Here is a 13,538-nt window from a genome sequence, read left to right on the forward strand (position 1 = left end):
ACCGTTTTCTTTATTCATTTTGATATTTCATAGCCCAACCCGCATTTTGTGCAATTCTTTCCGCAACTCGATTCAATGCTTCTTCTGCCGAAAGTTCTCCACTAACAGCCTGTGACATCGCTTGACGATAGTCATCTTCCAAATACAAGCCCCATTGATTGGCTTCATCAACTAAGAACTCTTCTGGAATATTCGCTAACTCTTGTACGTACAATTGATAATCATCCGCTTGGAAAGTTGAAGTTGGCTCATACGTATAATTTTCCATAAACGGCAAGCCAAAATCTAAGTCTAAGAACTCCTTATACGTGGACTCAGAGTTATAAAACCACTTAACAAATTCGGTTGCTAATGCTGCATTTGGACTATTCTTCGGAACGCCCCAGCCACGTCCACCATTTAATGCCGATTGTTGTTTGGTTCCAATTGGAGAAGGCATAACACCAAATTCGATTTTGGCATCTCTAGCAATATTCGCATAATTAAAGCTACCTGATAAATAGATCCCTACATCCCCATTTTCGAAATAATTCATTGGATTATCCGGCGAGCCCCCAGCCCAAATATTTTTAGGAGCAATCCCCTCATCGTTTGCTTCGATAAACTTTTGAAGCGTGGCGATATTTTCAGGTGAATTGACAGCAACTACGGGTTGACCATCAATCGTTTCAGTAATACTTCCACCATTAGAATACATTAAGTTATCGTATCTTGCACGAGAATAATCAACTGCTAATCCAAAGTTTACCGCGCCAGACTCAACAAGTTTTTCTGCGTTTTCATATAGTTCCTCAAGCGTCCATAGATTGTCTGGTGTCGGAGGTGTGATCCCTGCTTCTTCAAAAGCATCCTTATTGTAAAAATAATTAGTGACCGTAATTTGCGTAGGTAAAATTTGGATACCTTCGTTGTAATTTCCTAATGCGACTCTCAAGAGATCTGGGTCAAAATAATCCATATCGACTTCTTGTGATAAATCAACAAAGTCTTCAGGATACTCTTTATGCAGCCGCGTCGTAATTAGTAAATCTGGCAGATCATCATTTTTGATCATTAGCGGAAATTTCGTTAATTGATCATCATATCCCACGACTAAAATTTCATAATCATTTCCTGTTTCTTGTTTCCACTTCTCCATTGTATGAACGACAGGATCGTCTTGACCAGGTTCTGAATCTAACATGACCGTAATCGTTCCCTCATTTGCCGAATCATCTGATTGGCTCCCACAAGCGGCGAGTCCTAATAAAGCACTAGTCAACATCAACATTGAAACAATTTTCTTCATCTTCATTCTCCTTTTGTCAAATAATCTTCCCTGATTGGGCTAAACGCATCGATCAAATGTCCTTTTCCTGAGATACACCGCGCACCATGTCTCGCATGAGGGCGCACATAAATACTTTCACCTGCATGAAGTATCTGGGTCGTTTCTTCAATCACATACTCAAAGCTCCCCTCCTGTACATAGGTGATCTGCTCATGAGGATGATCATGTAGTTCCAGTGTTTCAGGTGAACCGTTAAATGCAATAGCAACGACCATCAACTGTTCGCCGTAGGCAAGAACCTTTCTTGCTGTGTGTTCATCAATTTTTTCATAATCTTTGTCTGTCATAATCTCTTCCTTTTCTATTTATTACCTGATGAAACATTCGTTCCAACAATATATTTTTGTAAAAAAATGTATAAGATCGCTACAGGAATAATCGAAATCACTGAAGCGGCTAAAATGGATTGCCAATCCGTATTCCAAGCACCAATATAATTTCTGATAGCAATCTGGATCGTGTAGCGATTTTGCCGTGACAAAACGAGCAATGGCAAGATATAGTCATTCCAACGCCACATAAAGCTAAAAATAATCAAGGTGATCGTCGTAGGCTTAGCAAGTGGAATCATGATACTCATGAAAATGCGAAACTCAGATGCCCCGTCCATTCGTGCTGCCTCTAAAAAGGAATCTGGGATACCAATGAAGAATTGACGATACATAAAAATACCAGTTGTTGTGGTGACGACAGGTAAAATAACCCCTAACAAGCTATTGTATAGGCCCAAAAAGGAAATAACGGTAAATTGAGAAATAATCAAAGCTTCGCTTGGAATTAAGGTTCCTAGTAAAAAAACACCAAATACGATTCCGGTATATCCCAACTGCTTACGATAGATCGCTAAAGCATACCCGCACATTGAATTAATCACAACAGTGATCAAGGTGCCAACTACCGCTATGAAGAAACTATTGTAGATATATTGAAAAAAACCATTTTCAATCACATTTTGGTAATTTTCTAACGAGAATTGTTCTGGGAAAAAGCTTAACGGATAGGAAAACAATTCACCGGAAGACTTAAATGAGCTCATGATTAACCATAGTACTGGGAAAAAGATCAAGATCCCTGCAGCTAAACTGACAGTGGTCTGAAGGAAAGACCATTTTTGATGCTTCACTTGTTTATCCATTCACTTCTCCTCCTCGACTAAATCGAAATTGAACAAAGGCGATAGCTGCGAAAATAATCATGACGATCACAGAGGCAGCACTCGCATACCCATATCTTGCCTTATCGAATCCTTCAGACAAAATGTACTGAACGATATACGTAGTGGAAGTCCCTGGTCCCCCCTGGGTGATCCCTTGAATCAGCGCATATTCCTTCAATAAACTAATGATACTTAAGAGTGAAACCAAAAATGTAGTAGGCTTAATCAATGGAACGGTGATATGGAAAAATTTCTTCCAGCCAGTCGCTCCATCCAACAAAGCTGCCTCATCGATTTCTTCATCGATCCCCGATAAAGCACCAATGTAAATCAGCATATAAAAACCGGTAGACGCCCAAGTACTGGCGATAATGATCAGCATTTTTGTAAAAAAAGGATTGGTCGCCCACTGTACACGAGCAAACCCCAATTGCTCCAATAAAAAGTTTACGAGTCCATATTGCTCGCCAAACATCCAATTCATTGTTAAACCAACAACGAGAGAAGATAGAAGTACAGGAAGATAAATCAATCCACGCGTCAATGTCTTGAAGCGGACTACCTTAGATACCATCAGTACCGCTAAACCAAGTGGTAAAATAACCTTAAAGGGCAATGAAATGAAGGTATAGATGAAGGTGCGTCTAAGTGTTTGATAAAACTCTCGGTCTTGAAACAGTTCTTGATAATTTGCAAAGCCAATCTGATTCATTTGCCGAAACCCATCATAGTCCGTAAATGAATAGAAGAAGTTTAAAGCCAATGGAACAATAAAAAACAATAGAAACAACAAGGCACAGGGGAGAATGAATAACCAAAACGAGTAATGAAATTTTTTACTTTGCTTGCGCTTCTTTATGTTAACTTGCTTTTCTTGCACTTCTTTCACCTCTTTAATGTTATTGTTTGATTAAAAGTTTTTCATTGATCAAAGAGAATGCTACTTCTGCATCCTGCACCTGAAAACCATTCTCTTTGGTTATCTTGAGCTCCTTTAGTTGTTGATCGATATCAATCGGGTCATTGGGTTTACGTGCCATGCATTTTACAAAAACAAAATGATCTGTTCCAGAAACGATATACTCCCGATAAGCATTTGCTCCTTCTTTGGTTAACTTCGGTACCTCTGAAAAATAGATCAGACAAGCACTTGTTTGGTTCCCGAAGTACAGCCAATGGTCCTTTTGGATAGAAAAAGTAAACTCCCAATAAGGATAGTACAAGTGGATGAAGGGGATCTCTTCTTCTGGAATAGAATAGCGCATGACCATTCTATTCTTTTCTTGATAAATTCTAGGGAGGGACCCATTTCCTGCCCAATAGCTCGGGCGATTTTCACCACTATACTTGTATTCTCCAGGATGATTGATCCAGATAGCGGATTGACAGGTATCTAATGTGATGTTCATCATATGTTGCTGATACCCCTGCTTTTGAAAATGATAATCTTGGCAACTCACCATCGAATACTGGGGGGTTTTGTATAAATAGGTTTCAGCTTCGTTAATGCCTTGTCTATATCTTGCGATCAAATGATTTTGGGGTGCGAAGTTTTCTTGTAAATTGGCAGGTGGCACATAGTCAGATAAGGAAAATAATGCTGCTGCTCGTAATGCATCACTAAAGTGTCCGATTCCATAAGCAATTTTTGTTAAAGCACCGATCTCATTCATCGCAATGGATTTTAGATTGTGTTCATAAACGCGCCCGTACGTTGAAGCATAAATTTGTTGGAAACTATTGATTGAAACCAATTCAAAGGTTGAATCTAATGCTTGTTTCGCTAAAGCTTTGATTTCTTCATCAGGCGCCCCAATATATAATGCGAAAAAGCCAATGAAATCAATGGGGATATACGTTACAGAATTCCATTCCGCTAATCCATAACGCAAGAAGTGCTCAAACCATTGTTCGATCCGTTTTTTTCCTAATTCGGCTTGCTCTTCTCCTGTCCTACCGCTCACGACAAAAATGTCATTTGGAAACAAATTTCCAGCGAGATATTGAGCGATATGGAAAAGTAAGGCATGATTTTCACTGAAATACCACATTACGTCATTACCTGGCTCATCGATCCAATAACGAAAATTTAAGCTGAGTTCCTTGATTTTTTGTGCTAACAAGTCAGGAACCTTCTCTGGAAACCGTTGATAAAACATCAGTAGCGGGACAAAAACGAAGTCTGCACAATCCCCTTTATGTTCAATCAAACTAAGTCCACTAGTAAATCCTGGTTGATCAAACAATTCATCTGCTGGCGAAATCTCGTCTAGAAGCAAGCGGCACAATCCAACATTGATATCATCTAACGACAATCCTGCATAATAAGTGAGCGCTTCCTTTTTTCGACCATCCAATGTATTTGAGGTAATCGTATTTTCATATTTTTCTTGATGATAGATAGCGATTGGAATGATTCTTGTTAAATATTGACCGTCAGATAACCTAACCCCAAATTCTACTTTTGTAGTACTAGCAAATTGATAATCAGATACATTTCCTATACTGTATTGTTCGTTTGTTGCTTGAATCTCGATGTATCTGTCTTGGTTAGTAAATTCTGTGATATTGCCATCTTGCATCTTTGTTTTGGGCCGATTTACTAAAGGATTGAAGCGGACCCGTAATTGACTATCTCTCTGAGCTTTTGCATAAAACGCAATCTCACCCTCTGTGTAATAATCTTTGGCAAAGTATATGGAGTTCAACAATTGTTTGGCTTTTTGTGCTTCATCGCTCGGGAAAGGCAAAAGACAAAAGCCATTGATCATTTGCTCGCTCGTATTTTTCATTGAAAAACCGAAATTAACATCTCGTTCACCTAAATCATCCAACAAAACAACGATCTCATTTTCTCCTTCACCAAACGTTAGCTCTACCTCTTGCTTAATAGGCGTATTACGAAGATATGAAAGAAATGAAACTTGTTCATTGCCGTTTACCCAAATCTTCAAGCCCCCATACGTCTCTAATAAAAACGGAAGTGTAACTGCTGATCCTACAGTTACAAATACCCTCATAACAACTTTCATATACGTGGGATTCGTCATAAATGAGGAAAATGTCACTCTTGTATCTTCAAAAGTCTCCACTAATTGATCTGTGGTTACATCTGGATAATCAGCCTCTCGAATCGGCTGCTCCTGAATAAATTTTTCCCGACATGGATAAGAAATATGATATTCATGCTCGTAGGGACTTGCTCTTAGCTTGTTAGAAAAAGTTTTTTTATCACTGCTGTACTCTTCAAATTGAATTTCCGAGCGCATGAATTCTGTGAAAAACTCATTTGGAACAACGCTAAATTCTTTTTTGTACACTACTGTACCTCCTATTTACTAAACCGGTTTATCAATTAATAAAAAAATTTAGGAAGATCCTCACCATCAACTAAACCGGTTTATATTTGTTGGGTAAACTGTATCATTCTGTGTAAGCGTTGTCAACGATTTTAGCGAATTAATTTTTGTAAAAAAATTTTACCAAAGAAAAATTAATGTCTTCCCTATACACCTTTATGACAGTGGTCACAGTGTGTCTTCAAATGGAGGAAATTTACAATAATACTTTACGTCATTAATTATCTATCTCTCACGTTATTGGGAAACCTCGATGATGGATATTGTAACATCCCCTGTCGTCCTCTTATTTTATGTCTAACTGACTTTATATTTTATATTAAGAAAAATGCGGAAGGAGCTATAGGTTGAGCAATTAATAAAGGCTCAAAACATTTTAACTTCTTAAATTTTGAAAGAGTTACTCTGAATTTCATTAACTCAAATATTAATTGTATGTAGATTTTTTTCCTAAACATTCTATACATTGTACAATATAATTTCCGAAATAATGTGTCAGAAAAAGTTCATATATTCCTAAATACTTGATGTATTTCCTAATTATTTACATTCAAAAAAACTAGAATCACACCTTATTTTCTATAGTTGTATATGCCATAAATCTATATATATATATATATATAGAAAATATTATGTAATTAAACTATTTCAGTAATCTAATTTATAATAAAATCATACATATTTTTTATTTATCTTAGGTAATATGAAATAATATTACGTGATATAATATTAATGATATTTTTTCTATAATTTAAGTATAGACTCCAATTTATGCTTATATAAATTTAAGGAGAGAACTATGAGCAATAAAATGAAGTTTTTATTATCAAATCATGATTTGAAAATGATGACGTTTCTCGAAGAACTTAATAGAAATCGTTCAAATATCTCAATCAGAAATTTAAGCATTAAGCTAAACATACCTATCCGCACAATTTCTTCTTATATTATTGAATTTAACGACTATAATTTAGACACCAAAATTATTTCTACCAATAGAGGTATTACTCTTGAAATTCCGAACAATAAATCTTTTCGCTGTGTTTACAAAGAGATTTACAATAGAAGCTTAGAACTTTCGATAATACAACAAATTTTTTTTGATGGTGGTCAAAGTAGTGAAGATCTTTCAGATGTTTTCTTTACTAGTTTATCCACTATTAAACGATCAATTAATCGAGTAAATCGTATTTTAAAACCAGATAATCTATCAATCACATCTGGTAAAAATATACTTTCTGGTAACGAAAAAAAAATCAGACAATTTCTTAGCTGTTTTTACGGTGAAAAATATTCTGATCTGGAATTTTTGACCGGCGAAGAAGCCTATACTTTACGTACTTTAGTAATTAAACTTTTCCAGGAGTTAGGTGTTAAGATCTACAGGAATCAGATAACTAAATACATGCGATGGATGTATATCAATTCTATTAGGATAAAATATGGACATCGCGTCCAACCAAAGATGACCAAATTTAATAGCTGTTCATTAATTGAAAATAAAGAATTCTGTAAACAATTCTATTTTTTATTTGGAATTCCATTAAATCTAGAAAATATCAATGATATGCTCTATCCTGTAAACAATAATTTATATTTCTATTCAAACAATCAGATGTTTAAAAGGCTGGAATGTGACCCCGTACTTCAAAATACATACTTAAGGATTGAACAAGTCCTCGAAGATATAGCAGTAAAGTTGGATATTTGCTTACCTATATCAACAAAAGAAATGCTTTTACGAGATTTTATGAATGTTTTAAATCTGAGAAATTATTATACGTTTATTCTTTATAATCGAAGAGAGATTTTTTTAAAACATCTATCAGCAAAGTATCCAGCTGTTAGAAATTTCTTCACCCCTTATCTACTCAAATTATCTGAAACTCCACTATCTGTTGATGAACAACAAGAATTACTTTACATCCTTCTTACTCATTGGTATGAATTATATGATCAGCTATCAAAAATAGAAAAATGCGTGAATGTTTACATTCATGTCGATACTGATTTGGAGCACGCCTTATTTATAAAAAAAGAAATTCAACAATATTGTCGTTATAATATTAAATGCCATGTAATGATGGATGCTGAGGAATTAATTATTGAAAAATCAAGTATTTTAGTAACCACGTTAACAAATGTGGATGACTACATTCATAACGTCATTTGCTTTTCAGATTATTTTAGTGATCGAAATTGGAAAAATTTAAACTTTCTTATACAAAAAATAGCTTCTGAGTAAAAATACAACTCTAAAAATAGAAATGTTTTTAGAGTTGTATTTCTTAAAATTTATCCAGATTCTGAGAAACTATTTAGTAATCTCTAACAAATCCATTCCTTGTTTTATCTCATTCGTTTTTGTTGCTTCTACACCTGAGTATTGATTAGAGTTTGTTATAACAACCACAGTCACAGTACTTTTCTCATGTTTAGAAATCACGTCTGGATCAAATTGAATCAATTTCTGTCCCTTATGGATATATTCCCCTTGTTTAACAAATGGTACAAATCCTTCACCTTTCAATTCAACTGTGTCCATACCTATATGAATGAGAATCTCTATTCCATCATCAGTTAAAATACCAATTGCATGATTTGTAGGAAATAGTAAAGTTACTTTTCCACTAACTGGTGCTATGACTAAATTATCATTAGGTAAGATAGCAACGCCTTTTCCCATCGCACCCGAGGAAAAAGCTGGATCATCAATTGCCGTTAGTGGGATTATTTCCCCTGATATCGGTGAAGATATGATTCCTTCAGTATCTTCAGCTTTTTTGACTTGCTTAGTATTGCTTTTTTCATCTAACTCTTGAAAATCTTTAATTTCTTTCTTATCATCAAATCCAAGAACTACTGTTAGGATCATTGCCACAACAAATGCAACGCCCAAACCAATCATCCCTTGAACTGCACTTGAGGTAATTCCATTTCTACCTATCATGTTAGGTAGAGCTAAAATACTTGTACTAAAAGCAAATGTTTTAACTCCCATCAATGCGATATACGCACCACCAATGGCGCCACCTATAGATGCATAAATAAATGGTTTTTTTAATGGTAATGTTACACCATACACTGCTGGTTCCGTTATACCAAAAACAGCTGTTAAGGCACTAGATAGAGATAATCCTTTTAATCTAGCATCTCTTGTCCTTAAAAACACACCTAAAGAAGCACCTGATTGAGCCATAACGCCGGCTATTGCCATTGGAAGAAACGAGTCAAAACCATTAGTTCCCAAGTTGAGTAAAATAATAGGAACAATACCCCAATGCATACCAAAAATTACTAAAACCTGCCACAATCCCCCCATAATTAATCCAGTTAGTAAAGGACTAAAAGAGTAGAGACCAGTAACACCATTACTTAAAAGAGAACCTATAATCGTCCCTAAAGGACCAATGAAAGTATACGTTAATGGAACCATAATGATTAATGAGCATAGTGATACACCAAAAATTAAAAATGACGGCATGATTTTTTTAAAAAAACCTTCAATATACTTTAAAATAAAAACAGCCATTATTATAGGAAAAACTGTAGATGTATAGCCGGCACCATAAATAACAGGTATACCTAAAAAGTTCAGTGCATCTGAATTTTCTATGGGATAAACCATTGCCATTGCCATCGCCATTGCTAAATACTGATTAGTATTTAGTTTTTTTGCAGCTGTAAAAGCTATAGCTATGGGAAGAAAACGAAAAAATGCATCCCCAGCAGCATTCAAAATGACATAGGTCCCAGTACTTTGAAATTCTGGCATTAGAAAAACACCTAAGCTTAAAATTCCTTTTAAAACCCCTGTTCCAGCTAGCACACCTAAAAAAGGTGTGAAGATGGCAGAAACAATGCTAATCAATCGAGCCCCTAAGCCTTGTTCAGATTTTTCATCTCCACCTTTATCTGGAACCTCTCCCATAACTTCTAGTAAATCCTCATAAACTGTGCCTACTGTGTTACCAATAACAATTTGATATTGACCACCACTTTGTACAATTTGAATAACCCCCGATAACTTTTTTAAATCTGATGTATTGGCCTTAGTGGTATCTCTTAAATGAAAACGCAATCTTGTTGCACAATGAAAAACATCTTTCACATTGCTTTTTCCACCGACACCTTCTAAAATATCTTGAGCTAATTCATTCTTTTTCATCTTCTACCTCCCCTTCTCTTCGATTACCTTGAATTTGGACCATGGTTTCACTGATGATAAAAGCTTAATTGATTCATCTGTTAGATGACCTACTAAGTTACAACGTTGTTTCTCATTGTTTATATTTCCCAATACGATATGCATTTCACCTTTATATTGTCCAAAGTTATTGTTTCCAATTACAATATCGCCTTTCTTTAAAGAAGGGCAACTCATCATTGGAATGTCCGCTTTCTTGTACTTAAATCTTGGTAAACTAGAACGCATTAAATATTCAGATATGTCACCTCGATAACCATGTATTTCATCTAGTACGATTTTCTTTTCAATAGGAAGTACATTTTCTGCAAAAATTATCTGTAATGTTGGATGGGTGGAATAATACACTTCTGCAACATCTGATAATTCATTTTCACTAGCATACGCATCACCGATTATAATCGTATCTAACATATCATCTAAAGAATAATACTGCGCTTGGCTTCTTATTGACTGATTTCGGTGCATCTCTAATGTGCATAAACCATCTTGCAACGGCCATGGCCCTAGCAACGCGTGTTTACTTGTTATAAAGGCTGCTGTCTCAAGCGAATAGTTTTTGAATTGTTTACAACAGTTCTTATAAAAAACTTCTGATAAACCAGAATACTCCATTGGATAAAAATTATGGGAACCTAATAAATTTTTTCTGTTAGGCGAAAAAGATAGTATGTTGTCAATATAGCTTGTTCCTAAACTCATATTCACTTCGATTTTTATTCCATATGGATTTCTTGTCATTTCAGCTTCCTCACGACCAGTAAATCCAACATCTAGACGGACTCCGAAAGCTCCTAAGTCAGCAAAGAAAGACAGATCGTCATAGCTAATTCCCAGCTGATTAAAAATTTGAGGGTTGATGTCTACCATTACCTCCATACCTTTTGCGCTTGCGTATTGAACCGTCTTTTTAAAGTTAGTAACTACTTGATCTGCATCTCCAGATAATTCAAGCAAGCTAGTAAATATTCTTCTATACCCATAGCGATACGCTAAATCAATATATTCTTTATCCCTTTCAAATGTTGTTTTTTCTGGATATATTGCAATTCCTAATGTCATAAATTTGCCACCCTTTTTAATAGTTTTATAGTTATATTTTCTTTTAATGAAGTATTGTTATCAAGGTCATATATAGCATTGCTTTAGGCAAATAATGAACCCACGAAAGGTGAAACTCGATATTTATCTATCTTTATTGATGTATATATATAAAAATGTAAACTAGTTTAAATTTCCTACCTTAAAAGATCAATTAGATGTAGTACTTTCTCTATATAATTGAAAAAATCAGTTAATTAATAAATTACCACAGAAAAAGAAGAAGGCTTACATTTATCAAAATATAATACAAAACGTTACTCACTATTCGAAGTCTGGTTATTAACGACTTACCTATTCGAATAAATATAACGAAAATTAGTTAATCTAGTATTAATTAATATTTTTCTTAGCCTCATTAATCGTGTTGCTAAAAATATAAAATACAGTGGCGATTAAAGAGAATCAAAAACTTCTAAGTTTCTGAACTCTTAAACTAATTATACTAAAATTCATCATCTCCTATTTTGACTTAACATGGGTTTTGTTATAGATCTCTGTACACGATATAGAATAATTTTCATAGAAATTTGATAAAAAAAGAGTGCCCAGAAGACAAGTCATGATATGCTCCCTATAAAGTAGACAAAGAAAAAACAAAAATTCCAAATCTACTTTATAGGGAGTTTTTGCATGTCTAAGAAAAGCCTTTATTCTCCAGAAGAAAAATATCAAGTTATTTCAGAAGTGATGAATGGACACCATAGCTTGAACAGTATCGCCAAGAAGCATTCCCTTTCATGGGCGACAACAAAAGATTGGATTCGTAAATATAATGATGACGGAATCGAGGGACTAAAAAAATCTACAACGTGGAAACGGTACACGAGTGATCTAAAACGGAACGCTGTTCTAGCAGTCATAAATGAAGAGCTATCTCTTCGGCAGGCAACAGTAGTGTTTCAACTTTCTTCGACTACTATTTTAAGAAAATGGATTTCAAGCTATACTAATGGGGAAATGCTAAAATCTACGAGTAAAGGCAGTGTACCCAAAACCATGATAAACGGACGTAAAACGACCTATCAAGAACGCATTGAGATTGTTCAATATACAATCGCTAACGAACTGAATTACGCGCAAGCGATTGAAAAATATGATGTTTCATACCAACAAGTGTATTCTTGGGTAAAAAAATACCAACGACACGGAGAAGAAGCACTAAAAGACAACCGTGGACGAAACAGATCAAGTGAGTTCTTAACCGAAGAGGAACGGCTAAAATTAAGAATAAAAGAACTAGAAGCACGAAACAGGCATTTAGAAATGGAGAATGACTTCGCAAAAAAGTTACAAGAGATTCAACGACGAAATCGACCCTCACGTTAGTGAGAAACGTTGAACTCTACTAAGCGATTTCAGAACTGCATGAAGAAAAACACTATTCAATCACTCCTCTCTGTCAATTAGCTGGGATTGCACGCTCTTCTTACTATAAATGGTTAAAGTGGCAACCTTCCAAAAAGGAACTTGAAAACAGAAAACTAGCCAAAGAGATAAAAAAGAAATACGACAGTAAAAAAGGCGCGATCGGTTATCGACAAATTCGAATGCAGCTCAATATAAAACTTAAGAAGCACTATTCTCGGAAGCGTTATTACCGATTAATGAAAGTACTGGGAATCAAAGCAGTGATCAAGAAAAAGCGTCCGACCTATATAAAAGCAACGGAAGCACACGTTGCTGAAAAAGTATTAAATCGGAAATTTACCGCTGAGAAGCCCAATCAAAAATGGTGTACGGATATTACTGAATTGGAATACGGTAATGGTCGAAAGGCTTATTTGAGTGCCATCATCGATCTTTATGATCATTCGATTGTTTCTTGGGCGCTCGGTCATTCCAATAATAATTCACTTGTCATGGATACTGTTAAAAAAGCCATGTGTAAGAACCCTAGCGCAAGACCGCTTCTTCAAAGTGATCGCGGGTTTCAATACACCTCTTATGACTATAAGTCACTTGAAGCAAAATATAAGTTCATTAAAAGCATGTCCCGAGTCGGTCGCTGCCTGGATAATCAACCGATCGAACATTTTTGGGGCACATTTAAAGAAGAGAAGTTCTATCAAGAGTGCTATCAGAACTTTGAGGAGTTAAAGAAATCTGTGCGTAGTTATATGTGCTATTACAATAACTATCGCTATTCGGAAGTGTTGAACGAACTAGCACCAAACGAGTTTAGAAAGCTAGCGGTATAAAAAACAGGAATCAAGCAACTCGATTCCTGAATAATTTTACTTTTGTTTTTTAGCTGTCTACTTGACGGGGAGCACTTCATCATTTTCTGAACACTCTAAAAAATTGGCTCTATAATTTATGGGACTGATGAATCAGAATTGATTCTTCAGTCCCATTTTCATTTTAGATATTAAAAAACATATC

10 protein-coding genes are annotated in these 13,538 nt (G+C 35.2%); 3 read left to right on the top strand and 7 right to left on the bottom strand.

What is annotated here, in order from left to right:
- Nucleotides 1-10: 10 nt before the first annotated feature.
- The 5 genes from IGI86_RS13135 to IGI86_RS13155 are packed head-to-tail and all read right to left on the bottom strand — an operon-like array spanning nucleotide 11 to nucleotide 5,806.
- Nucleotides 11-1,288, bottom strand: coding sequence for an ABC transporter substrate-binding protein (locus IGI86_RS13135; RefSeq protein ID WP_430617369.1), 1,278 nt, complete (start codon nucleotides 1,286-1,288; stop codon nucleotides 11-13).
- Nucleotides 1,289-1,290: 2 nt separating this feature from the next.
- Entirely contained in the window at nucleotides 1,291-1,617 is a 327-nt protein-coding gene (locus IGI86_RS13140; RefSeq protein WP_087628041.1) for a cupin domain-containing protein, read from the bottom strand.
- 14 nt (nucleotides 1,618-1,631) lie between these two features.
- Nucleotides 1,632-2,465, bottom strand: coding sequence for a carbohydrate ABC transporter permease (locus IGI86_RS13145; RefSeq protein WP_087628042.1), 834 nt, complete (start codon nucleotides 2,463-2,465; stop codon nucleotides 1,632-1,634).
- Nucleotides 2,458-3,366, bottom strand: coding sequence for a carbohydrate ABC transporter permease (locus tag IGI86_RS13150; protein ID WP_430617370.1), 909 nt, complete (start codon nucleotides 3,364-3,366; stop codon nucleotides 2,458-2,460). Before IGI86_RS13150 ends, IGI86_RS13145 begins: the two co-directional genes overlap by 8 nt.
- Before the next feature lie 19 nt (nucleotides 3,367-3,385).
- Nucleotides 3,386-5,806, bottom strand: coding sequence for a hypothetical protein (locus tag IGI86_RS13155; protein WP_430617371.1), 2,421 nt, complete (start codon nucleotides 5,804-5,806; stop codon nucleotides 3,386-3,388).
- 838 nt (nucleotides 5,807-6,644) lie between these two features.
- On the opposite strand from IGI86_RS13155, the gene IGI86_RS13160 reads away from it, so the two are divergent.
- Complete coding sequence (locus IGI86_RS13160; protein ID WP_430617372.1) at nucleotides 6,645-8,090, top strand: helix-turn-helix domain-containing protein; 1,446 nt, start codon at nucleotides 6,645-6,647, stop codon at nucleotides 8,088-8,090.
- A gap of 69 nt (nucleotides 8,091-8,159) precedes the next feature.
- On the opposite strand, the gene IGI86_RS13165 is transcribed toward IGI86_RS13160, so the two are convergent.
- Nucleotides 8,160-10,013 (bottom strand): beta-glucoside-specific PTS transporter subunit IIABC, encoded by a 1,854-nt coding sequence (locus IGI86_RS13165; protein ID WP_430617373.1) that lies wholly within the window; start codon nucleotides 10,011-10,013, stop codon nucleotides 8,160-8,162.
- Nucleotides 10,014-10,016: 3 nt separating this feature from the next.
- Nucleotides 10,017-11,114 carry a DUF871 domain-containing protein gene (locus IGI86_RS13170; RefSeq protein WP_430617374.1) on the bottom strand — a complete coding sequence of 366 codons (1,098 nt, stop codon included), beginning with the start codon at nucleotides 11,112-11,114 and terminating at the stop codon, nucleotides 10,017-10,019.
- A 672-nt stretch (nucleotides 11,115-11,786) separates the two neighbouring features.
- Between IGI86_RS13170 and IGI86_RS13175 the strand changes: the two genes are divergently transcribed.
- Both IGI86_RS13175 and IGI86_RS13180 read left to right on the top strand, forming a co-directional pair.
- On the top strand, nucleotides 11,787-12,482 hold the full coding sequence (locus IGI86_RS13175) for a transposase (RefSeq protein ID WP_430617375.1): 696 nt from the start codon (nucleotides 11,787-11,789) through the stop codon (nucleotides 12,480-12,482).
- Between the two features lie 35 nt (nucleotides 12,483-12,517).
- Nucleotides 12,518-13,354, top strand: a complete 837-nt coding sequence (locus tag IGI86_RS13180) for an IS3 family transposase (protein ID WP_430617952.1) — start codon at nucleotides 12,518-12,520, stop codon at nucleotides 13,352-13,354.
- Nucleotides 13,355-13,538: the final 184 nt, after the last annotated feature.

It is taken from the genome of Enterococcus sp. AZ188 (assembly GCF_050544075.1).
Classification (GTDB): domain Bacteria; phylum Bacillota; class Bacilli; order Lactobacillales; family Enterococcaceae; genus Enterococcus_D; species Enterococcus_D entomosocium.